Source organism: Brevundimonas sp. NPDC055812, assembly GCF_053616535.1.
In genome coordinates, this window is the sequence record NZ_JBSHDX010000013.1 from 1 (window position 1) to 22,685 (window position 22,685).

17 protein-coding genes are annotated in these 22,685 nt (G+C 68.9%); 15 read left to right on the plus strand and 2 right to left on the minus strand.

Annotated features, from left to right (window positions below; genetic code table 11):
• Positions 1-221 precede the first annotated feature (221 nt).
• The 10 genes from ACWGL1_RS15855 to leuB all read left to right on the plus strand — a co-directional run bounded on the left by ACWGL1_RS15855 (position 222) and on the right by leuB (position 10,708).
• On the plus strand, positions 222-521 hold the full coding sequence (locus ACWGL1_RS15855) for a hypothetical protein (protein WP_452112540.1): 300 nt from the start codon (positions 222-224) through the stop codon (positions 519-521).
• A 104-nt stretch (positions 522-625) separates the two neighbouring features.
• Positions 626-2,368 carry a dihydroxy-acid dehydratase gene (gene ilvD / locus ACWGL1_RS15860; protein WP_452112541.1) on the plus strand — a complete coding sequence of 581 codons (1,743 nt, stop codon included), beginning with the start codon at positions 626-628 and terminating at the stop codon, positions 2,366-2,368.
• 11 nt (positions 2,369-2,379) lie between these two features.
• The gene (ilvC, locus tag ACWGL1_RS15865) at positions 2,380-3,393 is read left to right on the plus strand and encodes a ketol-acid reductoisomerase (protein WP_338577705.1); all 1,014 of its coding nucleotides are present in this window, start codon (positions 2,380-2,382) and stop codon (positions 3,391-3,393) included.
• 31 nt (positions 3,394-3,424) lie between these two features.
• Positions 3,425-5,131 (plus strand): acetolactate synthase 2 catalytic subunit, encoded by a 1,707-nt coding sequence (gene ilvG / locus ACWGL1_RS15870; protein ID WP_452112542.1) that lies wholly within the window; start codon positions 3,425-3,427, stop codon positions 5,129-5,131.
• A 2-nt stretch (positions 5,132-5,133) separates the two neighbouring features.
• The gene (locus ACWGL1_RS15875) at positions 5,134-5,385 is read left to right on the plus strand and encodes an ACT domain-containing protein (RefSeq protein ID WP_025976572.1); all 252 of its coding nucleotides are present in this window, start codon (positions 5,134-5,136) and stop codon (positions 5,383-5,385) included.
• Positions 5,385-6,641 (plus strand): 2-isopropylmalate synthase, encoded by a 1,257-nt coding sequence (locus ACWGL1_RS15880; RefSeq protein WP_452112543.1) that lies wholly within the window; start codon positions 5,385-5,387, stop codon positions 6,639-6,641. The genes ACWGL1_RS15875 and ACWGL1_RS15880 overlap by 1 nt, the downstream gene beginning before the upstream one ends.
• A complete protein-coding gene (locus ACWGL1_RS15885) occupies positions 6,625-7,599 on the plus strand; it encodes a branched-chain amino acid transaminase (protein ID WP_312219846.1) in 975 nt (324 codons plus the stop codon). Before ACWGL1_RS15880 ends, ACWGL1_RS15885 begins: the two co-directional genes overlap by 17 nt.
• Entirely contained in the window at positions 7,586-8,998 is a 1,413-nt protein-coding gene (gene leuC / locus ACWGL1_RS15890) for a 3-isopropylmalate dehydratase large subunit (RefSeq protein WP_452112544.1), read from the plus strand. Before ACWGL1_RS15885 ends, leuC begins: the two co-directional genes overlap by 14 nt.
• Positions 8,991-9,593 (plus strand): 3-isopropylmalate dehydratase small subunit, encoded by a 603-nt coding sequence (gene leuD / locus ACWGL1_RS15895; protein ID WP_338577701.1) that lies wholly within the window; start codon positions 8,991-8,993, stop codon positions 9,591-9,593. Before leuC ends, leuD begins: the two co-directional genes overlap by 8 nt.
• A complete protein-coding gene (leuB, locus tag ACWGL1_RS15900; protein ID WP_452112545.1) occupies positions 9,593-10,708 on the plus strand; it encodes a 3-isopropylmalate dehydrogenase in 1,116 nt (371 codons plus the stop codon). Before leuD ends, leuB begins: the two co-directional genes overlap by 1 nt.
• A 53-nt stretch (positions 10,709-10,761) precedes the next feature.
• Here leuB and ACWGL1_RS15905 read toward each other — a convergent pair whose 3' ends face one another.
• Positions 10,762-11,355 (minus strand): TetR/AcrR family transcriptional regulator, encoded by a 594-nt coding sequence (locus ACWGL1_RS15905; RefSeq protein WP_312219850.1) that lies wholly within the window; start codon positions 11,353-11,355, stop codon positions 10,762-10,764.
• A 162-nt stretch (positions 11,356-11,517) separates the two neighbouring features.
• Between ACWGL1_RS15905 and ACWGL1_RS15910 the strand changes: the two genes are divergently transcribed.
• The 5 genes from ACWGL1_RS15910 (at position 11,518) to ACWGL1_RS15930 (ending at position 20,062) form a co-directional block, all read left to right on the plus strand.
• Positions 11,518-12,705 carry an efflux RND transporter periplasmic adaptor subunit gene (locus ACWGL1_RS15910; protein ID WP_291779960.1) on the plus strand — a complete coding sequence of 396 codons (1,188 nt, stop codon included), beginning with the start codon at positions 11,518-11,520 and terminating at the stop codon, positions 12,703-12,705.
• A 30-nt stretch (positions 12,706-12,735) separates the two neighbouring features.
• Positions 12,736-16,005 carry an efflux RND transporter permease subunit gene (locus tag ACWGL1_RS15915; RefSeq protein ID WP_291779963.1) on the plus strand — a complete coding sequence of 1,090 codons (3,270 nt, stop codon included), beginning with the start codon at positions 12,736-12,738 and terminating at the stop codon, positions 16,003-16,005.
• Between the two features lies 1 nt (position 16,006).
• Positions 16,007-17,446 (plus strand): efflux transporter outer membrane subunit, encoded by a 1,440-nt coding sequence (locus ACWGL1_RS15920; RefSeq protein WP_452112546.1) that lies wholly within the window; start codon positions 16,007-16,009, stop codon positions 17,444-17,446.
• A 187-nt stretch (positions 17,447-17,633) separates the two neighbouring features.
• The gene (proB, locus tag ACWGL1_RS15925) at positions 17,634-18,803 is read left to right on the plus strand and encodes a glutamate 5-kinase (RefSeq protein WP_452112547.1); all 1,170 of its coding nucleotides are present in this window, start codon (positions 17,634-17,636) and stop codon (positions 18,801-18,803) included.
• Positions 18,800-20,062 (plus strand): glutamate-5-semialdehyde dehydrogenase, encoded by a 1,263-nt coding sequence (locus tag ACWGL1_RS15930; RefSeq protein WP_452112548.1) that lies wholly within the window; start codon positions 18,800-18,802, stop codon positions 20,060-20,062. The genes proB and ACWGL1_RS15930 overlap by 4 nt, the downstream gene beginning before the upstream one ends.
• A gap of 103 nt (positions 20,063-20,165) precedes the next feature.
• Here ACWGL1_RS15930 and ACWGL1_RS15935 read toward each other — a convergent pair whose 3' ends face one another.
• The gene (locus ACWGL1_RS15935; protein ID WP_452112549.1) at positions 20,166-22,610 is read right to left on the minus strand and encodes a membrane-bound PQQ-dependent dehydrogenase, glucose/quinate/shikimate family; all 2,445 of its coding nucleotides are present in this window, start codon (positions 22,608-22,610) and stop codon (positions 20,166-20,168) included.
• Between the last annotated feature and the right edge of the window lie 75 nt (positions 22,611-22,685).

Genomic DNA, 22,685 nt, shown 5'->3' on the forward strand with positions numbered 1-22,685 from the left:
CCCTCGCCCCAGACAAAACCCCGAAAAACCAGTCTCCGAAGCCCGTCGGGCCAGCCCGTCTCCGAGCGAGGCGGCGATATACGTCCCGATTTTCCGCAGAGCAAGCGTCTTTTCACAAAAAGTCCAAGAATCTCAACGAACCCGAGTCGCTCGCACCCCAATCCGCAGCGCGCCTCGCGTATGCGCGCGTTTTTGTTTGTTCGGGACCGATGTCTGAATAGGTGGAATTTTCCCCCCTCGTTGCCGAGTTGGGGGCGAATTTTATCGCTCGATTGGCGACAAACTCCATCTTGGCGGTGCTTTATTGCACATTTCTCTTTCGGGCGGTTGCGCCGCAACATTTAGCGAGGCATAAGAGCGCCAGTTCGAAAGGTCTGTCCTTGTTCCACCGCGCCGCCATCGCTGCGATCTTGAGCCCCGCGCAAGCGGCGGCCGATCTGCGCATGCTGTCGCTGGGCGTACTCCTTCTCTCGGTAATTCTCATTCCGCTTAGCCAAGCGGTGTGGATGCCTGCGACCTGACCTGAACCCAGCCAGTTTCGCCCATTCACCCCGCTCCGGCCCCGGACGCGGGGTTTTTCATGTGCCCGCCCCATCACCGACAGGCAAGAACTTCCAAGATTTCGATGACACAGCCTTCCGACAGCACGAAACGTCCCAACAGCCGCTCTTCGGCCGTCACCCAAGGTCCGAACAGGGCGGCGGCGCGGTCCTATCTGCGCGCAGCGGGGATGCAGGACGCCGACTTCGACAAGCCGATGATCGGCATCGTGAACACCTGGTCGACGGTCACGCCCTGCAACATGCACTTGGACCGTCTGGCCAGGGACGTTCGCGCCGGCATCATCGCGGCGGGCGGCTATCCGGTCGATTTCAACACCATCGTCGTCACTGACGGCATCTCCATGGGCACGGCGGGGATGAAGGCCTCGCTGATCAGCCGCGAAGTCGTCGCCGATTCCATCGAACTGGCCATCGAGGGGCATCAGCTGGACGGCGTCGTCTGCATCGTCGGCTGCGACAAGACGATTCCCGCCGCGGCCATGGCCCTGGCCCGGATGGATATCCCCGGTCTGGTCTATTACGGCGGCACCATCCTGCCCGGCGTGATCGGGACGAAGGAAGTTTCGGTGCAAGAGGTCTTCGAGGCCATCGGCGCCCACGCTGCCGGTTCTCTGGACGACGCGGGCCTGAAGGCGGTCGAGAGCGCGGTGTGCCCCGGCGCCGGCGCTTGCGGCGGCCAGTTCACCGCCAACACCATGGCCATGGCCCTGTCGATGATGGGCGTCAGCCCCATGGGCGCCAATGACGTGCCCGCCGTCGATCCGGCCAAGGGCGCGGAAGGCGAGCGCTGCGGCCGCCTGATCGTCGAGCGCGTCTTCGCCGGAGATACAGCGCGCAAATACATCACCAGGGCCAGCCTGAAGAACGCGGCCGTCGCCGTCTCGGCTTCGGGCGGATCGACCAACGCCGTCATGCACCTGACCGCCATCGCGGCCGAGGCGGGCGTCGACTTCGGCGTCGAGGACTGCCACCAGGCCTGCGTCGAGGCGCCGGTCATCTGCGACCTGAAGCCGGGCGGGCGTTTCCTGGCCTCGCACCTGTATGCGGCCGGCGGCACGCGCCTGGTCGCCCAGCGTCTGGCCGAGGCGGGCAAGATCGCCAACGTCCCGACCGTCTCGGGCCGCAGCCTGTTCGCCGAAGCGGGCGACGCCGAGGAACAGCCCGGCCAGCAGGTCGTGACCGACTTCGAGGCCCCGGTCATGGCGCGCGGCTCCTACGCCGTCATCTATGGCGATGTCGCGCCAGAGGGCGCCGTCATCAAGCTGACCGGGCACAAGGTCGATCGCTTCGAAGGTCCCGCCGCCGTGTTCGACTGCGAGGAAGACGCCTTCCACGCAGTGCAGGACGGCTCGGTCGGCGAAGGCGACGTCATCATCATCCGCTACGAAGGCCCCAAGGGCGGGCCCGGCATGCGCGAGATGCTGCAGGTCACCGCCGCCCTGAAGGGCCGCAAGGTGGAGAACGTCGCCCTGCTGACCGACGGCCGCTTCTCGGGCGCCTCCTATGGCTTCGTCGCGGGCCACGTCTCGCCCGAGGCGGCGGCGGGCGGCCCCATTGCTCTCATTCGCGATGGCGATCCGATCGTCATCGACGTCACCAACCGAAGGATCGATGTGCTCGTCGATCTGGAGGCGCGCCGGGCGGATTTCGCCCCCAACCGTATCCGCCCGGCGCAAGGCGTTTTCGCAAAATACCGCGCCGCCGTCGCCTCCGCCTCTCAAGGGGCCGTGACCATTCCCAATCCGCCGCCGGCCCAGGTCCCCGCCGATCTGGCCGCCCGCTCCACCGAAACCGCCGCTTCCTAAGGACGTCCTCCATGGCCATCACCATCTACACCAATGAAGACATCAAGCCGGGCGCCATCGCCGGCCAGCGCATCGCCGTAATCGGCTATGGCTCGCAAGGTCGCGCTCACGCCCAGAACCTGAAGGATTCCGGCCACGACGTGGTCGTCGGCGTTCGCCAGGGCGGCACAGGCTGGAAGCATGCGACCGAAGACGGCCTGGCCACGGCCGAGCCGGCCGAGGCCGTTCGCGGCGCCGACATCATCGCCATCCTGACCCCCGACATGGTCCAGAACGAGGTCTATCGCGACGTCATCGAGCCGAACGCCAAGCCGGGCGCCGCCCTGCTGTTCGCCCACGGCTTCTCGATCATCTACGACCGCATCACCCCGCGCGACGACATGGACGTCATCCTGGTGGCGCCCAAGGGTCCGGGCGATCTGGTCCGCCGCGAGTTCGCGCGCGGCCGGGGCGTCCCCTCCCTGTTCGCCATCGAGAAGGATGCGACCGGCAAGGCGCGCGACCGCGCCATGGGCTACGCCAAGGGCATCGGCGGCGCGACCGGCGGCCTGCTTGAGACGTCGTTCCGCGAAGAGACCGAGACCGATCTGTTCGGCGAACAGGCCGTCCTGTGCGGCGGGGCCAAGGAACTGGTCATCCAGGGATTCAACACCCTGGTCGAGGCCGGCTACCAGCCCGAGATCGCCTATTTCGAATGCCTGCACGAGCTGAAGTTGATCGTGGACCTGTTCTACGAAGGCGGCATCTCCAAGATGCACCACTTCATCTCGGAAACGGCCAAATGGGGCGCCGTGGCCTCGGGGCCGCGCGTCATCACCGACGAGACCCGCGCCCGCATGAAGACCGTGCTGGACGAGATCCAGAGCGGCCAGTTCGCGCGCGAATGGATCGCCGAGAACGAGGCGGGCAAGCCGAAATACGAGGCCCTGCTGACCGAGGACCGCTCCAGCCAGATCGAACAGGTCGGCGCCCGTCTGCGCGACCGCATGGCCTGGCTGCAGACGGCCAAACAGGCCGCCGCCTGATCCTCTGTATATATAAAGAGAGACTGACCCGATGAGCGCCGCCGCGCCCGCCTTGAAAACCGCTTCCGCCCCGGCCGTCATGACCGGTGCGCGCCTGCTCGTCTCCAGCCTGGAGCGGATGGGCGTAGAGGTGGTGTTCGGCTACCCCGGCGGCGCCATCATGCCGATCTACGACGCCCTGACCGGCTCGTCGCTGAAGCACATCCTGGTGCGCCACGAACAGGCCGCCGCCTTCGCCGCCGACGCCTATGCCCGGCTGAGCGGCAAGGTCGGGGTCTGCATGGCGACCTCCGGCCCCGGCGCCACCAATCTGATCACCGGCATCGCCAACGCCATGATGGATTCGGCGCCGATGGTCTGCATCACCGGCAATGTCCCTCAAGGGGTCATGGGCACCGACGCCTTTCAGGAGATCGACATCCTGGGCGTCACCCTGCCGATCGTGAAGCATTCCATCCTGGTCCGTGACGCGGCCGAGATCCCGGCCGCCATCGAACAGGCCTTCCACATCGCCGCCTCGGGCCGTCCCGGTCCTGTGCTGGTCGACCTGCCCAAGGATGTCCAGTTCGCCGAAACGGTCGCGCCCTTCGGCTTCAACATTCCCAATGAGACGACCGAGGCCGACCCCGACGCCATCGCCGAGGCCGAGCGCTTCATCCGCGCCGCCCAGCGCCCGCTGATCTACGTGGGCGGCGGGGTGAAGATCGGTCACGCGACCGAAGCCCTGCGCGCCTTCGCCGAGACCACCGGCATCCCCGCCGTCGCCACCCTGAACGCCCTGGGCACAGTGCCGACCGACGCCCCCGGCTTCCTGGGGATGCTGGGGATGCACGGCACGCGCGCGGCCAATGAGGCGGTTCAGGCGTCCGATCTGCTGATCGTCATGGGCGCCCGCTTCGACGACCGCGCCACCGGCAAGCTGGCCGAGTTCGCCCCTCACGCCCGCGTCGTCCACTTCGACGTCGACGCCTCCGAGATCGGCAAGCTGCGCGAGACCCACGTCGCAGTCGGCGGCGAGATCCGCCCGGCCATCGAGGCCCTGACCGAACGCCTGGCGGCGGCTCCGCTGGCCATCGACCCGTGGGTCATCCGCTGCGCCTCGGCGGCCGAGCGCCACGCCGCCCGCTATGACGCGCCGGGCGAAGGCGTCTACGCCCCGGCCCTGCTGAAGCAGCTGTCAGAGATGGCGGGCGACCGCTTCGTCGCCGCCTGCGATGTCGGCCAGCATCAGATGTGGGCCGCCCAGCACTGCCGCTTCGCCCGGCCCGAAGCCCACATCACCTCGGGCGGTCTGGGGGCCATGGGCTTCGGCCTGCCCGCCGGTCTGGGCGCCCAGATGGCGGACCCCGAGGCGGTCGTCGTCACCATCGCCGGCGACGGCGGCTTCATGATGAACGTCCAGGAGCTGGCCACCCTGCGCCGCTACGGCGTGCCGCTGAAGATCGTCCTGCTGGACAACTCTTCGCTGGGTCTGGTCCGCCAGTGGCAGGAGCTGTTCTTCGCCGAGAACTATTCCGAGATCGACCTGTCCGACAATCCGGACTTCGTGAAGGTGGCCGAGGCCTTCGGCGTCGAGGCCTTCCGCATCGACCGCCGCGATCAGGTCGAGGCCGGTCTGGCCCGGCTGCTGGCCGCCGAAGGCGCCTGTCTGGCCCACGTCGTCATCGACCCCAAGGAAAACGTCTGGCCGCTGGTGCCGCCGGGCAAGAGCAACGCTGAAATGATGGAAGGCGCATGAAGATGAGCGACACCATTCACATCCAGATCGACCGGGCCGACGGCTCGCTTCAGCGTCTCATCGGCCTGGTGGAGCGCCGCGGCTTCCACATCGACGGCATCAACATGGCGGATGAAGGCGCGATGCGCCGCATCGCCCTGACCGTTCGCGGGCGCGACGCCGCCCGCTCCATCGACACCCTGGGCCGCCAGATCGACCGCCTGATCGGCGTCGCGCGCATCCAGGCCCAAACCTTCCAGTCCGAGGCCGCGTAATGTCCCGAGTAGACCGAGTATCCAGAACCGCCGAGATTGCGGCCGATCCCAACCGGGTCATCATCTTCGACACCACCCTGCGCGATGGCGAACAGGCGCCGGGCTTCTCCATGTCGGCCGAATCCAAGCTGAAGATGGCGCATGTGCTGCGCGACCTGGGCGTCGACGTGATCGAGGCCGGCTTCGCCGCCGCCTCGCCGGGCGACGAGGAATGCATCCGCCGCGTGGCGGGCGAGATCGAGGGACCGGTCTTCGCCTCCCTGTCGCGCGCCAACGAGAAGGACATCGACGCCTCCTTCCGCGCCCTGACCCCGGCGCCGAAGTCGCATCGCCGCTGCCACGTCTTCCTGGCCACCAGCCCGATCCACCGCTCGGCCAAGCTGCGCATGAGCACCAACGAGGTGCTGGCCACCATCTCGCGCACGGTGGAATACGCCGCCTCGATGTTCGACGACGTGGAGTTCTCGGCCGAGGACGCCTTCCGCACCGAACCCGAGTTCCTGGCCGAGGCCCTGATGGCCGCCGCCGACGCGGGTGCCCAGACGCTGAACGTACCGGACACCGTCGGCTACGCCACGCCCGAGGAATCGCGTCAGCGCTTCGCCTATCTGGACGGGATCATCCGCCCGCGTCACGCGGACATCATCTTCTCGTCCCACGCGCACAACGACCTGGGCCTGGCCGTCGCCAACTCCCTGGCCGCCGTCGAGGGCGGAGCGCGCCAGATCGAGGGCGCGATCAACGGCATCGGCGAACGGGCGGGCAACGCCTCGGTCGAGGAAGTCATCATGGCCCTGCGCACCCGCGCGGACCGCTATGGCGTGACCATCGGCTCCGAGAGCCGCCACCTGGTGCGCGCCTCCGAGACCCTGCGCGAAGTGACCGAGACGGTCATCGCCCGCAACAAGGCCATCGTCGGCCTGAACGCCTTCGCCCACGAGGCCGGGATCCACCAGCACGGCATGATGGCCGACGCCCGCACCTACGAGATCATGCGTCCCGAAGACGTCGGTTTCGAGGGCAGCTACTTCGTGCTGGGCAAGCATTCCGGCCGCCACGCGGTCGGTAAGCGGGCCGAAGCCCTGGGCCATGTGCTGGACGGCCAGCGCCTGGCCGACGTCTTCGCCGGCTTCAAGCGACGCGCCGATGAGATCGGCGAGATCAACGACGCGGAACTGACCGCCATCATTGCGGCCGTGACGGCCCAGGCAGGCGCCTCCGCACAAATGGACAAGACCTATGCAACCGCTGGCTAAGAACATCTGGATCAATGGCGAACTGACGGCGTGGGAGAAGGCCACGGTTCACGTCATGAGCCACGCCCTGCACTACGGCACCTCGGTTTTCGAGGGCATCCGCGTCTATGACACCCCGAACGGCCCGTGCGGCTTCCGCCTGACCGACCATATCCGACGCCTGTTCGACAGCGCGCGCATCTACCACTTCCCCATGCCCTACACCGAGGACGAGCTGGTTCAGGCCTGCAAGGACGTGGTCCGCGCCGAGGGTCTGCGTTCGGCCTATCTGCGCCCGCTGGCCTTCCTGGGCGAGTGCGGCATGGGCGTCAGCCCCTCGGCCGAGGCGATCCGCAGCGATGTGATGATCTCGGCCTTCGCCTGGGGCGCCTATCTGGGCGAAGAGGCGCTGGAGAAGGGCGTCGACGCCTGCATCTCCAGCTGGAACCGCGTGGCGCCGAACACCGTCCCGGCGGGCGCCAAGGCGGGCGGCAACTATCTGTCCTCCTATCTGATCGGGCGCGAGGCCCGCGTTCGCGGCTTCGGCGAAGGCATCGCCCTGGGCGCCGACGGCCTGCTGTCCGAAGGCGCGGGCGAGAACCTGTTCATCGTCAAGGACGGGGTGCTGATGACCCCGCCCGCCGCCGCCTCCATCCTGCAGGGCATCACCCGCGACAGCGTGATGAAGCTGGCGCGCGGCCTGGGCTATGAGGCGCGCGAACAGGTGCTGCCGCGCGAAGCCCTCTATGTCGCCGACGAGGTCTTCATGACCGGCACGGCGGCCGAGATCACCCCCGTCCGCTCCATCGACGGCATCATGACCCGCGCAGGCGGCCCCGGCCCGGTGACCAAGGCGGTCAACAAGGCCTTCCGCGGCCTGTTCGACGGCACGACGCCCGACCGCTACGGCTGGCTGGAGCCGATCGGCGAAACCACCGCCGGCGCCGCCGCACAGGAGCGCGTGCATGAGCCGGCCTAAAACCCTGTATCAGAAGGTATGGGACCGGCACGTCGTCGTGCCGGAAACCGCCGAGACGCCGGGCGTCATGTATGTGGACCTGCATCTGGTCCACGAAGTCACCTCGCCACAGGCCTTCTCCGAGATCGAGGCGCGCGGGCTGAAGGTCCGCCGCCCCGACCGCACCTTCGCCACTCTGGACCACTCGACCCCCACCCTGCCCGCCGGGCCGGATGGCCAGCGCCCCTATGTCACCGAACAGGCGCGCCGTCAGGTCGAGACGCTTGAAGCCAACTGCGCCCGTCATGGCGTCGAGCTGGCGGGCTGGGGTTCGGATCAGCGCGGCGTGGTTCACGTCATGGGGCCGGAGCTGGGCCTGACCCAACCGGGCATGACCGTCGTCTGCGGCGACAGCCACACGGCCACCCACGGCGCCTTCGGGGCGCTGGCCTTCGGCATCGGCACCTCGGAAGTCGGTCATGTGCTGGCGACCCAGTGCCTGCTGCAGCGTCGAGCCAAATCCATGCGGGTGACGGTCGACGGAGCCCTGCGTCCCGGCGTGTCCGGCAAGGACGTGGCGCTGGCCGTCATCGCCGCCATCGGCTTCGGCGGCGGCACCGGCTACGTCATCGAATATGCGGGCGAGGCCGTGCGTTCGCTGGACATGGAAGGGCGCATGACCCTGTGCAACATGTCCATCGAGGCGGGCGCGCGGGCGGGCATGATCGCGCCCGACCAGACCACCATCGACTGGCTGCGCGGCCGCCGCCACGTCCCCGCCGACTATGAAGGCGCGGCCGCCGACTGGCTGAGCCTGGCCACCGACCCCGGCGCGGTCTTCGACAAGGAGGTCGTGCTGGATGGCGGCGCCATCCGCCCGATGGCCACCTGGGGCACGACGCCCGACGCCGGCGCCCCCGTCGGTGCCCCCGTACCCCAGCCGCGCTCGGCCTCGGACCAGAAGGCCATCGACTACATGGGCTTCACCGCCGGAGAGGCGACCACCGGCCACAAGGTCGACGTCGTCTTCATCGGCAGTTGCACCAACGGCCGCCTGCCCGACCTGCGCGCCGCCGCCGACGTCCTGCGCGGCCGCAAGGTCCAGCCGGGCGTGCGGATGCTGGTCGTCCCCGGCTCGGAGGCCGTCCGTCGCGACGCCGAGGCCGAAGGTCTGGACAAGGTCTTCACCGAGGCGGGGGCCGAATGGCGCATCCCCGGCTGCTCCATGTGCATCGCCATGAACGGAGACGTCGTCGCGTCGGGCCAGTTGGCCGTCTCGACCTCGAACCGCAATTTCGAGGGCCGTCAGGGCAAGGGCGCCCGAACCATCCTGGCCAGCCCCGCCACCGCCGCCGCCAGCGCCGTCGCCGGGGTGCTGACCGACCCGCGCGTCTATCTGTCGGAGGCGGCCCATGTCTGAGCCTTTTAAAACGCTGACGTCGAAAACCCTGACTCTCAGCCAGGCCAATATCGATACCGACCAGATCATCCCCGCGCGCTTCCTGACCACCACCACGCGCGAGGGTCTGGGCGCCCACGCCTTCCACGACTGGCGCTACGAGGCCGACGGCTCGCCCAAGCCCGAGGCCGTGCTGAACCGCATCGACCCGACCGAGCAGCGCATCCTGCTGGCGGGACCGAACTTCGCCTGCGGCTCGTCGCGCGAGCACGCGCCGTGGGCCTTGCTGGACTACGGCTTCCGGGCGGTGATCTCGACCGAGATCGCCGACATCTTCACTTCCAACGCCCTGAAGAACGGCTTCCTGCCCATCGTCGTCGATCAGGGCGTCTGGGACGATCTGGCCGCCCACCCGGAGCAGCCCGTCACCATCGATCTGGAAGCCGGCGAGATCCGGCGCGGCAACGCTCCGGCCGTGCCGTTCAAGGTCGAGTCCTTCGCCCGCCAGTGCCTACTGGACGGGGTCGACGCCCTCGGCTGGCTCCAATCGAAGCTGCCCTACGTCACCACCTACGAACGCCTGCGCCAAGACATCTATCAGCCGGAGACCGCCTGATGACCGCCCGTGAAACGCCTGTCGCCCGCACCTTCAACATCGCCGTTCTGCCTGGCGACGGGGTCGGTCCCGAGGTGGCCCTGGCCGCCCAGCGCGTCCTGACCTGCATCGGCGACATCTATGGCCACCGCTTCGAATTTTCCGAGCATCTGATCGGCGGCGCCGCCATCGACGCGGTCGGCGAGGCTCTGCCGGAAGAGACCCGGAGCGCCTGCCTGGCCTCCGACGCCGTCCTGCTGGGCGCGGTCGGCGGGCCCAAATGGGACGACGCCCCGGTGCGCCCGGAGCAGGGGCTGCTGTCCATCCGCAAGGCCATGGGTCTGTACGCCAACCTGCGCCCGCTGCAGGTCTCGCCGGTGCTGGCCCATCGCTCGCCGCTGAAGAAGGAGATCGTCGAGGGCGTCGACCTGATCGTCTTCCGCGAGCTGACCAGCGGCGTCTATTTCGGCGAGCGCACGCGCACCGAGACGCAGGCCTCCGACCTGTGCGTCTATACGGTCGAGGAGATTGAGCGCGTCGCCCGCGCCGCCTTCCAGGCCGCCCAGCAACGGCGCGGCAAGGTCACCTCGGTCGACAAGGCCAACGTCATGGAGACCAGCCGCCTGTGGCGCGAGGTCGTGACCCGCATCCACGCCGAGGAATATCCCCAGATCACCCTGGAGCACGCCCTGGTCGATTCCATGGCGATGCACCTGATCCGCAAGCCGCGCGACTATGACGTCATCCTGACCGAGAACATGTTCGGCGACATCCTGTCGGACGAGATTTCGGTGCTGGGCGGCTCCATCGGCCTGCTGCCCTCGGCGTCGCTGGGCGCGGACGGGCCGGGCCTGTTCGAACCGATCCACGGCTCGGCGCCGGACATCGCCGGCCAGGATCTGGCCAACCCCGTCGGCATGGTGCTGTCGGCGGCCATGATGCTGCGCCACAGCTTCGAACTGGAGGATGAGGCGGATTCCATCGAGGCGGCGGTCGCGGCCGTTCTGGCTTCGGGGGCGGTCACCGCCGACCTGGGCGGCCCCCTGGGCACGGTCGCCGCCACGCGCGCCATCGTCGACGCCATCCGCGCCATCCACTGGGCGGCCGCGCGCCATGTGCCGATGCACTGGGCCTGAGCTTCGGACAGGAGAGGAAAAAAGAGGCGGGCTTCGGTCCGCCTCTTTTCAATTCAGCCGTCGATCAGCCCCTGCAGGGCCTTCGCCATGCGGTCGCGCAGGCGGCCCCGCTGCTCTTCCGTCAGGGCGGAAAAGCCGTCCGACAGCTCGCGGCCGATCGCCATGCCCATGATCAGGCCGGACGCCAGGCGCGCTCGCACGGCCGCGTCCTCGCCGCCGATCCATTGGGTCAGGGGGTCGAAGAAGCGATTGTTCGCCGTACGCTGCACCACGTCCATCGCCTTGGTCGAGCCGATCGAGCGCAACAGGATCAACAGGCCGCGCATCTTCTCGCCGGTCGGGTCGGCCTCGCACCGGGCCGCCTCGCCATAGACGACCTCCGTGGCCAGGCGCTGACCGAAATCCGCGCGGTCGCCTTCCATCAGGTCGCGCCCGTTCTTGCAGCTGTCCAGCACGGACAGGAACAGATCTTCCTTCGAACCGAAGTAGCGGCTGATCAGGGCCGCATCGACGCCGACGTCGCGCGCCACATCGCGCATGCCCACGTCATCATAGCTTTCCGCACAAAAGCGTTCGCGCGCCGCTTCCAGGATAGCCTGGCGGGTGGCGTTGGCGTTACGCGGCCGGGGGACGTCGCAAAGGACCAATTGGTCGCACTCCAATAAACCTTACGGACTATATGGCCTTGTCATCAGGCGTTGACAAGCGTCGCCTTCATCGTCTTTAAGTCAGCCGGTGTTGACTGGACGCCTTCTCCCCAAAGAGCGACAGTCTCTCTCAATCACGCTACTCCCAAGGAGATTGCGCCGATGCGCACGGTTAAGATCGCGGCCGCGTCCGCTTTGATAGCGGCCGCCCTCTATGGCTGTTCCAAGGGACAGGAAGCGCCGGCCCAGGGCGCGCCGCCCGTGACGGTGGCGGCTCCCCTGTCGCAGCAGGTCGTCGACTGGGACGAATTCACGGGGCGCTTCGAAGCGCCTCGCTCGGTCGACGTGCGCGCCCGCGTCGGCGGCTACATCCAGTCGGTCCACTTCAAGGACGGCGACTTCGTGCGTCAGGGCCAGCTTCTGTTCACCCTCGACCCGCGTCCGGCCCAGGCCGCCCTGGCTTCGGCCCGCGCCCAGCTGGCCCAGGGCCAGGCCCAGCTCACCCTGGCCCGCACTGAACTGACCCGCGCCGAGGGCCTGCTGGCCTCCCAGGCCGTGTCCCAGGCCGAGGTCGACGCCAAGCGCGGCGCCGTCCAGACCGCCGAAGCCGCCGTGGCCGCCGCCAACGCCGCCATCCGCGCACGTCAGCTGGACGTGGAATTCACCCGCGTCACCGCCCCCATCTCGGGCCGCGTCTCCGACCGCCGAGTCGATCCGGGCAACCTGATCGGCGGCGGCTCGTCGGCCGGCGACGTGCTGACCACCATCGTCTCCTCGTCTCCGATCTACTTCGTCTTCGACGGCTCCGAAGCCCTGGCGCTGAAGTATCAGCGCGACGCCCGCAACGGCGCCGCCCCGATTCGCATCCGCCTGCAGGACGAGACCAGCTATGACCGCACCGGGACGCTGGACTTCACCGACAACGCCATCGACGCCTCCTCGGGCACCATCCGCCTGCGCGCCGTGGTGCAGAACGCCGACGGCTTCCTGAAGCCCGGCATGTTCGGCCACGCCCAACTGGCGGGCTCGGGCGGCTATGCGGCCATGCTGGTGCCCGACGCGGCCATCGTCACCGACGGTCCGCGCAAGGTCGTCTATGTGGTCGGCAAGGACGGCGCCGTGGCCGCCAAGCCGGTCCAGCTGGGACCGATCGCCAACGGCCTGCGCGTCGTGCGCACGGGCCTGACGCCCGACGATCGCGTCATCATCAACGGCCTTCAGCGCGCCCGTCCGGGCCAGAAGGTCACCGCCCAGAACGGGACCATCAAGGCCGAGGAAACCCAGGCGCAAGCGCCTGTGACCACGGCCCCCGTCGCCTCGACCGCCACCTTCGCCGCCAGCGCCGGCTGAGGAGGAGGCTCACGGGCCGGAACCTGATCCATGAACATATCCCGCTTCTTCATCGACCGACCGATCTTCGCGATCGTGATCTCGGTCTTCATCACCCTGATCGGCGCCTTCGCCATGCCGATGCTGCCGCTGGCGCAGTATCCGGATATCGCGCCGCCGACGATCAGCGTGACCGCCTCCTACGCCGGCGCCTCGGCTGAAACCCTGTCCGAGACGGTCGCCGCGCCGCTGGAGCAGGAGATCAACGGCGTCGAGAACATGCTCTACATGACCTCGTCGTCGACCTCCGACGGCCGGGTCCAGGTCACCGTGACCTTCCAGCCCGGCACCGACCTCGACACCGCCCAGGTACTGGTCCAGAACCGGGTCGCCCTGGCCGAGCCGCGCCTTCCGGCGCAGGTCCGTCAGGTCGGCGTCGTCGTCAACAAGGAGTCGACCGGCTTCCTGATGCTGGCGTCGCTGACGTCCGACGACCCCGGCATCGACAGCGACTACCTGGGCAACATGGCCCAGTCGACCATCCGCGACCGCCTGCTGCGGATCGACGGCGTCGGCGGCGTCCAGGTCTTCGGCGGCGGCAACTACTCCATGCGGATCTGGATCGACCCGGCCAAGGCGGCCGCGCGCGACCTGACCGCGCCGGAGATCGTCGCCGCCCTGCAGGCCCAGAACGTCCAGGCCGCCGGCGGTTCGATCGGCCAGCCCCCCTTCCCGACCAACGCCGCCGCCTTCGAGCTGCCGGTTCAGGTCGAGGGCCGCCTGTCGGCCCCGGAAGAGTTCGGCAAGGTCGTGCTCAAGACCGACGCTCAAGGGCGCGTGACCCGCGTCAGCGACATCGCCCGCATCGAGCTCGGCTCGGAAATCTACGGCGTCGAAGGCTACTTCAACGGTCAGCGCGGCGTCGGCATCGCCGTCATCCAGCAGCCGGGCTCCAACGCCCTGTCGACCGCCGAGGCGGTCATCGCCGAGCTGGACGCCATCAAGGCCGACTTCCCGCCCGGCGTGAAGTACGCCATCCCCTATAACCCGACGGAATACGTCGCCGCCTCGGTCTCGGCCGTGGAGCACGTGCTGATCGAAGCCGTCTTCCTGGTGATGATCGTCATCCTGGTCTTCCTGCAGACCTGGCGCGCGGCCATCATCCCGATCCTGGCCATCCCCGTCGCCCTGGTCGGCACCTTCGCGGTGCAGCTGGCCCTGGGCTTCTCGATCAACTCCCTGTCGCTGTTCGCCCTGGTTCTAGCCGTCGGCATCGTCGTCGACGACGCCATCATCGTGGTCGAGAACGTCGAGCGCTACATCCGCGAGGGCCTGACGCCCAAGGAAGCGGCCTATCGGTCGATGCAGGAAGTGTCGGGCGCCCTGATCGCCATCTCCCTGGTGCTGACCTCGGTGTTCGTGCCGACCGCCTTCGTGCCCGGCATCCCCGGCATCTTCTTCCGCCAGTTCGCCGTCACCATCGCCTCGGCGACACTGATCTCGCTCCTCGTGTCGCTGACGCTGTCTCCGGCCCTATCGGCCCTGCTGCTCAAGCCGCACAAGGAGCACGACCATCACCGCAAGCCGGGTCTGATCGGCACGATCACCTATTACCTCGGCTGGGCCGGAGCCAAGTTCAACGAGGGCTTCGACTGGGTGTCGGACCGCTACGGCCGTATGACCGCCCGCCTGATCCGCATGGTCACCGTCATGCTCGTCATCTACGCCGCCCTGCTGGCGTTGACGGGCTGGCGCATGACCGATACGCCCACCGGCTTCATTCCGGCGCAGGACCAGGGCGTGCTGATCGGCGTCGTCCAGCTTCCGCCGGGCGCCTCGCTGGAACGCACCAAGGCGGCGATGAACAGGGCCGTCGAAATCGTCCAGAAGGCCGACGGCGTTCAGGAAGTCACCGCCTTCGCCGGCCTGGACGGGTCCAGCTTCTCGCTGTCGTCCAACGCCGCCACCATGTTCATCAAGCTGAAGGACTATGACGAGCGGACCACGCCCGAACTGGAAGCCTCGGCCCTGGCCGGCGCGCTCAGCGGGGCGACCGGCGTCATCGAGGAAGCCAGCATCTTCATGCTGTCGCCCCCGCCCGTTCAGGGCATGGGCACCGGCTCGGGCTTCAAGATGATGATTCAGGATCGTTCGGGGGCCGGCTTCCAGGCCCTGGAAGGCGCGACCTTCGCCATGATGGGCGCCGCCGCCCAGGCCCCGGATCAGGTGCAGCAGGTGTTCAGCCTCTACAACACCGGCTCGCCGCGCATCGCCGCCAACGTCGACCGCGACAAGGCCCTGTTGATGGGGGTCCAGCCCTCGACCGTGTTCAGCACCCTGGGCACCTACCTCGGCTCGACCTACGTCAACGACTTCAACTTCCTGGGCCGCACCTTCCGCGTGACCGCCCAGGCCGAGCCCGCCTATCGCGACGAACTGGCCGACATCGCCAATCTGAAGGTCCGTTCGGCCACCGGCGGCATGGTGCCGATCGGTTCGGTGGCGACCCTGGCCGACGATTCCGGCCCGGCGCGCGTGGTCCGCTACAACCTGTTCCCGGCTTCGGAACTGCAGGGTGAAGCGGCGCCGGGCGTGTCCACCGGCGACGCCATCGCCGCGATGGAGGAGTTGGCGGCCAAGACGCTGCCGGACGGCTTCAGCTACGAGTGGACGGAAATCGCGCTGCAGGAGAAGGCGGCGGCCGGCGGGTCGACCATCATCTTCCTGATGGCTGTGGTGTTCGTCTTCCTGGTGCTGGCCGCTCAGTATGAGGCCTTCACCCTGCCGCTGGCGGTCATCCTGATCGTGCCGATGTGTATCCTGGCGGCCATCCTCGGGGTGAACCTGCACGGTCTGGACAACAACATCCTGACCCAGGTCGGCCTGGTGGTCCTGATCGCCCTGGCGGCCAAGAACGCCATCCTGATCGTGGAGTTCGCCAAGCAGGCCGAGGACGAGCAGGGCCTGAACCGCTGGGACGCCGCCGTCCAGGCCGCGCGTCAGCGTCTGCGCCCGATCCTGATGACCTCGTTCGCCTTCATCTTCGGCGTGCTGCCCCTGGCGATCGCCTCGGGTCCCGGATCGGAGATGCAGAACGCCCTGGGGATCGCAGTGGTCTACGGGATGCTGGGGGTGACCTTCTTCGGTCTGATCTTCACCCCGGTCTTCTACGTCATCTGTCGCTGGATGGCGGGCAAGCTGCCCAAGGCGCCGGGTAAGGAGCGCGAGCTCCCCACCAGCTTCGGCGCTCCGCCGCACGACCCCTTTGACCCCGATGGCCCGGAACCGGCGACCGCCGCTCCGCGCCAGGGAGATGCGTAAAATGAACGGCAAACTCCGCACTCTGCTGACCGCCGCGGGGTCGGCCGCCCTGCTCGCCGCCTGCGCGGTGGGCCCCAAGGCGCCGCTCCCCACCCTCCCGGCAGAAGGCCAGGGCGCCTTCGTCGGCTCGCAATCCGCCTCGGTTTCGACCGAGGCGGCCCGCGACGACTGGTGGCGGCTGTATCAGGACCCGACCCTCGACGGCCTGATCCAGCAGGCCCTGACCGAGAACAACGAGCTGGAGGCGGCCGCGGCCAATCTGCGCGCCGTCCGGGCCTCGCTGTCCGAAGCCCGCTCGGGCCGGTTCCCGACCACCACGACCTCGGCCGCCTACAACCGCAGCCGGGCCTCGACCGACACCGTGCCGACCGCCGGCGGCGCCAAGCTGCCGGAAGTCGACACCTATGACGTCGGCCTGGACGTCTCCTATGAGATCGACCTGTTCGGCGGGGTGGAGTCCTCCATCCGCGCCGCGCGGGGCGACGTGGCCGCCGCCGCCGCCGCTCTGGAGGTCGTGCGGGTGACCGTCGCGGCCGAAACGGCCCGGGCCTACGCCGACACCTGCTCGGCCAACGCCCAGATCGCCGTGGCCGAACGGACCATCGACTTGCAGACCCAGACGGTCGACCTGACCCAGCGCCTGCTGGACGGGGGCGCCGGCAATGGTCTGGACGTGGCCCGCGCCCGCGCCGCCCTGGAACAGACCCGCGCCAGCCTGCCGCCCCTGCGGGCGTCGCGCGACGGCGCCCTGTTCCGCCTGGCCACCCTGACCGGCCGCACCCCGGCCGAGGCCAGCGAGGCGGCTCGCGCCTGCCAGTCCCCGCCGCAACTGTCGCAGCCGATCCCGGTCGGCGACGGCGCGGCGCTTCTGGCCCGCCGTCCCGACGTGCGTCAGGCGGAGGCCCGCCTGTCCGCCGCCGCCGCCCGCGTCAACGTCGCCACCGCCAACCTTTATCCCAGCATCCGCCTGGGCGGGTCGGTGGGATCGACGGCGCTCGACGCCTCGGACCTGGGCGAGGACGCCAACTTCCGCTTCAGCGTCGGCCCGCTGATCTCCTGGTCCTTCCCCAACGTCTGGGCGGCCCGGGCGCGGATCAAGCAGGCCGGCGCCCAGTCGGACGCGGCCCTGGCGACCTTCGACCAGACCGTGCTGACGGCGCTGCAGGAGACCGAGACGGCGCTCAGCGCCTACGCCAACGAACTGGACCGCCGCACGGCCCTGCGCACCGCGCGGGATCAGGCGGCTACGGCGGCGCGCCTGTCGCGCCTGCGCTTCGACGCGGGCGCCGACAGCTTCCTGACGGTGCTCGATTCCGAGCGGACCCTGGCCGGCGCCGACGCCGCCCTGGCCGCCTCGGAAGCCCAGGTCACCACCTACCAGATCGGCCTGTTCAAGGCCCTGGCGGGTGGTTGGGAACAGGCTCCCGATCCCGAAGCCTAACCGTCAGCCTCAAGCTGAAACTAGGACGCCCGGCTGGTTCGCCCGCCGGGCGTTTTCTTTGGCGGCTCTTCTGCCGAACCACCGTCGATCAGAATATTATTCGTATCTGCACACCAATCCGACATCACATCGAATAATCGTCGCCAACAACTTGGCCTGAACGATGATCTTGCGATAGGGAGGCTGAGTGACCTCCTCCGCCCCCCTCCCCGAAGCCCTTGAGGCCGCCGCCTCGCCTGCCGCCGCCCTGGCCCAGGCGCGCAGGGTGGTGGTCAAGATCGGCTCGTCCCTGCTGTTCGACGCCGCGCGCCGCGCCGTCGCCGCCGACTGGCTGGCGAGCCTGGCCGCCGATATCGCCGACCTGCGTCGCCAGGGGCGAGAGGCAGTCGTCGTCTCATCCGGCGCCGTCGCCTTGGGACGCGGACGACTGAACCTGTCGTCCAGCCGCCTTCAGGATAAACAGGCCGCCGCCGCCGTGGGCCAGACCCTGCTGATGCACGCCTGGGAAGAAGCTTTGGCGCCCCACGGCCTGATGGCGGGCCAGGTGCTGCTGACCCGCGACGACACCGAACGGCGGCGCCGCTGGCTAAACGGCCGCGCCACGCTTGAGGCCCTGCTGAGCCACGGCGTCGTCCCAGTGGTCAATGAGAACGACACCGTCGCCACCGAAGAGATTCGCTATGGCGACAACGACCGACTGGCCGCGCGCGCGGCGCAGCTCGGACGGGCCGATCTGCTGATCCTGCTGTCCGACGTGGACGGCCTCTACACCGCCGATCCGCGCCGCGATCCGGACGCCCGCCACCTGCCCCTGATCGAGCGGCTGTCGCCCGAGGTGCTGGCCATGGCCTCAGGCGCCAATGCGCAGGCCGGCGTCGGCACAGGCGGCATGGCGACCAAGCTGGCGGCGGCCCAGATCGCCGCCTCGGCCGGATGCGCCACCGTCATCGCTTCGGGGCTGACGGCCCATCCGCTGAAGGCTGTGCTCGACGGCGCACGGGCCACCCTGATCCTGGCCCCCGCCACCCCCATGGCCGCCTGGAAGCAGTGGATCGCGGGCAGCGTGGCGCCCGGCGGCGCCCTGGCGCTGGACGCCGGGGCCGTCGCCGCCCTCCATGCCGGAAAGAGCCTGCTGCCCTCCGGCGTCGTCGCCGTCAGCGGCGACTTCGGCAAGGGCGACAGCGTGCGCCTGACCGGCCCTGACGGTCTTCGCATCGGCGTCGGACTGGCCGCCTACGCCGCCGACGAGATCGCCCTAATCCGCAGCCGCCATTCGGACGCGATCGAAAGCCTGCTGGGCTATCGCGGCCCCTCGGTCGTCATCCACCGCGACGATCTGGTTCTGGAGGACCGATGAGCGACCTCGACGCCGCCATGCTGGACATGGGCCGCCGCGCCCGCGCCGCCGCCGACGCCCTTCGCGCCACCACGCCGGACGCCCGGACCGAGGCGCTTCACCGGCTCGCCGAGGGCCTGCGCGCGGCAGAGGCCGCCATCCTGTCCGCCAACGCCCGCGACGTAAGCCGCGCCCGCGACGGCGGCCTGTCCGAGGCCCTGATCGACCGCCTGGCCCTGACCCCCGCCCGCGTCGAGGGCATGGCCGTCGCGGTCGAAACCATCGCCGCCCAGCCCGACCCGGTAGGCGGTGAAATGGCCCGCTGGACCCCGGCCAACGGCCTGGACATCGCCCGCGTCCGCACCCCCATCGGCGTTCTGGCCGTCATCTATGAGAGCCGCCCAAACGTCACCGCCGACGCCGCCGCCCTGTGCATCCGGTCCGGCAATGCGGCGATCCTGCGCTGCGGCTCGGACTGTCTGGATTCCTCGCGCGCCATCGCCGCTGTCGTCACGAGCGCCCTGGCCGAAGCGGGCCTGCCCGCCGACGCCGTCCAACTGGTCCCCGTGCCGGATCGCGAGGCCGTCGGCGCCATCCTGTCGGGCCTCGACGGCGCCGTCGACCTGATCATCCCGCGCGGCGGCCAGAGTCTGGTCGCGCGGGTTCAGGCCGAGGCGAAGGCGCCGGTGCTGGGCCACCTTGAGGGCCTGTGCCACACCTATCTGGACGGCGCCGCCGATCTGGACGTCGCCCGTCGCGTGACCCTGAACGCCAAGATTCGCCGCGTCTCGGTCTGCGGCGCGACCGAGACCCTGCTGGTGGACCGCGCGGCTGCGGATCGCCTTCTGCCCGCCGTCGCCGCCGACCTGATCACCGCCGGATGCGAACTGCGCGGCGACGCCGAGGCCCGCGCCTTGGCCCCGAACATGAGCGAGGCGACCGAGGTCGACTGGACCACCGAATACCTGGCCCCCATCCTGTCGGTGCGCGTGGTGGACGGCGTGGACGGCGCGGTCGACCACATCCGCCGCTACGGCTCGGGCCACACCGAGGCCATCGTCACCACCGACGAGAAGGCCGCCGAGCGCTTCGCCAACGGCGTCGACAGCGCCATCGTGCTGATCAACGCCTCGACCCAGTTCGCCGACGGCGGCGAATTCGGCTTCGGCGGCGAAATCGGCATCTCGACCTCAAAGCTGCATGCGCGCGGACCTGTCGGAGCGGAGCAGCTGACCACCTACAAATATGTGGTGCGCGGCCAGGGCCAGACGCGCCCCTGATCCATCCCCGACGCAGAGAAGGCCGGAGCCTGAACTCCGGCCTTCCTTATCTCGAGCGGGCCTCAAGCAGCCCGAAGGGCGATAGGCCCCAGAGAAAGAGTGCTTATGCGCCCCTTTCAGGGAGCGCATAAGCGATCACATAGTCCCCACGCGGCGTCTCCATGAAGTGATGCCCGCCGGCCATGATGACCAGATACTGGCGGCCGTTCTGCTCATAGATCATCGGGTTGGCCTGACCGCCCGCCGGAAGCACGTCCGACCACACCGTCTTGCCCGTCTCGATGTCGATGGCGCGGATCAGGTCGTCCGTCGCGGCGGCGATGAAGATCAGTCCGCCCGCCGTCACCGCCGAGCCGCCGTTGTTCGGCGTGCCGATCTCCAGCGGCAGCATGGAGGGGATGCCGAACGGTCCGTTCTTCCTTGCCGTGCCGAAGGGACGGTCCCACAGGGTGCGGCCGCTCTTCAGATCGATGGCGCGCATCCCGCCATAGGGCGGCTGTTTGCACAGCAGGCCGGTGAACTTGACCCGCCAGCCCGCATTGACGTCGATGGCGTAGGGCACGCCCATCTGCGGGTCGCCCGCGCCCTCGGCCTTGGACTTCGACAGGTTGCCGCCGCGGTTGGCCGCCTCCTTCTCGCGCTCGATGTAGCGAGGGTCGTCGCGCGGGAACCAGCCCAGGCGGTCCGCTTCCGCGCGGGGCACCAGGCGGTTGTGGTTGGGCATGTCGTTGTAGTTGGCGACGATCACGCCGCGCGCCGGGTCGACCGCAACCCCGCCCCAGTCCGAGCCGCCGTTGTAGCCCGGATACTGGATCCAGTAGCGGTCCGCCGTCGGCGGGGTGAAGTAGCCGTCATAGGCCGCCTGATGGAACTGGATGCGGCAGACCATCTGGTCGATCGGCGACATGCCCCACATGTCCCGTTCGGTCAGGTCGGCCTTTCTCAGCGTGTGGAACAGGGAGAAGGGCTGGGTCGGGCTGCGCTGCGAGGGCTCGACGCCGCCCTGGGGCACGCGGCGCTCCTCGACCTTGTGCAGAGGCTGGCCGGTGCGGCGATCCAGGATGTAGAGGTCGCCCTGTTTGGACGGCAGGATCACCGCCGGAACCAGGGTCCCGTTGATCGGCATATCGACCAGGGTCGCCTGCGAGCCCAGGTCATAGTCCCACACGTCCTTCCTCACCGTCTGGAAATGCCAGCGCGGCTTGCCCGTGGTCACGTCCAGCGCGACCAGGGAGGTTGCGTATTCATTCTCCGCCGGGCGGCGCAGGCCGGAATAATAGTCGGCCGAGGAGTTGCCCATCGGCAGGAAGACCAGGCCCAGCGCCTCATCCGCCGTGGCCGTGGTCCACATGTTCGGCGTGCCCGGCGTATAGGTCTCGCCTTCGGGCGGCAGGGTCGTGATGTCCGGACGCATCATGTCCCAGGCGAAGCGCAGCTCGCCCGTCACCGCGTCGAAGCCCTGGATCACGCCCGAGGCGTTCCACCGCTTCTGGCCGTCCAGAACCTGATGGCCGGTGACCACCACCCCGCGCACGATGACCGGCGCCGAGGTGATCGACACCATGCCGGGATAGGGGTCGCCCATCCCATGCTTGATGCTGACTTCGCCATTCGCGCCGAACCCGGCGCAGGGCGCCCCCGTGCGGGCGTCCACAGCCACCAGCCGTCCGTCCAGCGTGCCCTCGATGATGCGCGTGGCGCAGGGCTGAGCCACATCAACGTTAGGGACGGCGTAGTAGGTCACGCCCCGGCAGGCGGCGGTATAGGGGATCTGGTCGTCGGCGACCTTGGGATCATAGGTCCACTTCTGCTGGCCCGTGGCCGCATCGACCGCGAACAGACGATTGCGGGCCGAGCACAGGTAGAGGGTGTCACCGACCTTGAGCGGGGTCGTCTCGGCGCCCCAGCGCTCATCCGGCAGGTCGCCGGTGCGGAAGGTCCAGGCGCGCTGCAGTCCCTTCACATTGTCCTTGTTGATCTGGCTCAGCGGAGAATAGCGCTGGGCGCTGTCAGAGCCGCCCCAGGCGGGCCAGTCGGCGCCGACCTTCAGCACCGCCGGGTCGCCCACGCCGCCGTTTCCGGCGGACGGAACCGGGCTCATCACCCTGGCCTTGTTGGCCTGGGCCACGACCACGCCGGAAACGAGGCAGAAGACGGCGATCGCCGCGAGCCCGCCCCAGACCAGCTTGCCTCCGCCCCCGTCGCGCTTCAGCGCCGGCAAGCTGAGGACCACGGCGATCAGCAGCACCAGCGGCGCCACCACGCGCGGGACCAGGGCCCAGCCGTTCAGTCCGACCTCCCACAGAGCCCAGACGACGGTGCCGATGAAGATGGCGATATAGAGCCAGGCGCCCAACGGCCGCAGCAGGGCCAGAAGCCCCCCGGACACGATCATCAACAGGCCGACGATCAGATAATAGGCGGATCCGCCCAGCATGATCAGCTGGCCCCCGCCTATGGTCAGCGTCAGCCCGATCAGGGCGATGACGATCCCCAGAAGCCTGACAAGGACGCTGCCGAATCCACGTCCGCGCTCAATGGACGACATGGCGCCCTCCCATCTTCAGCTTGGCCTTGGACTGCAACACCCGAAGAAGAGCGGCGTTCCATCGGCCCCTGAGAA

Bases quoted from the DNA above. Each gene is read 5' to 3' on its own strand.
- ACWGL1_RS15915 (WP_291779963.1), top strand. From the start codon at position 12,736: ATGAACATATCCCGCTTCTTCATCGACCGACCGATCTTCGCGATCGTG.
- leuD (WP_338577701.1), top strand. From the start codon at position 8,991: ATGTCTGAGCCTTTTAAAACGCTGACGTCGAAAACCCTGACTCTCAGC.
- ilvC (WP_338577705.1), top strand. From the start codon at position 2,380: ATGGCCATCACCATCTACACCAATGAAGACATCAAGCCGGGCGCCATC.
- ilvG (WP_452112542.1), top strand. From the start codon at position 3,425: ATGAGCGCCGCCGCGCCCGCCTTGAAAACCGCTTCCGCCCCGGCCGTC.
- ACWGL1_RS15935 (WP_452112549.1), bottom strand. From the start codon at position 22,610: ATGTCGTCCATTGAGCGCGGACGTGGATTCGGCAGCGTCCTTGTCAGG.
- ACWGL1_RS15920 (WP_452112546.1), top strand. From the start codon at position 16,007: ATGAACGGCAAACTCCGCACTCTGCTGACCGCCGCGGGGTCGGCCGCC.
- leuC (WP_452112544.1), top strand. From the start codon at position 7,586: ATGAGCCGGCCTAAAACCCTGTATCAGAAGGTATGGGACCGGCACGTC.
- ilvD (WP_452112541.1), top strand. From the start codon at position 626: ATGACACAGCCTTCCGACAGCACGAAACGTCCCAACAGCCGCTCTTCG.
- ACWGL1_RS15880 (WP_452112543.1), top strand. From the start codon at position 5,385: ATGTCCCGAGTAGACCGAGTATCCAGAACCGCCGAGATTGCGGCCGAT.
- ACWGL1_RS15910 (WP_291779960.1), top strand. From the start codon at position 11,518: ATGCGCACGGTTAAGATCGCGGCCGCGTCCGCTTTGATAGCGGCCGCC.
- ACWGL1_RS15885 (WP_312219846.1), top strand. From the start codon at position 6,625: ATGCAACCGCTGGCTAAGAACATCTGGATCAATGGCGAACTGACGGCG.
- leuB (WP_452112545.1), top strand. From the start codon at position 9,593: ATGACCGCCCGTGAAACGCCTGTCGCCCGCACCTTCAACATCGCCGTT.
- ACWGL1_RS15875 (WP_025976572.1), top strand. From the start codon at position 5,134: ATGAGCGACACCATTCACATCCAGATCGACCGGGCCGACGGCTCGCTT.
- ACWGL1_RS15930 (WP_452112548.1), top strand. From the start codon at position 18,800: ATGAGCGACCTCGACGCCGCCATGCTGGACATGGGCCGCCGCGCCCGC.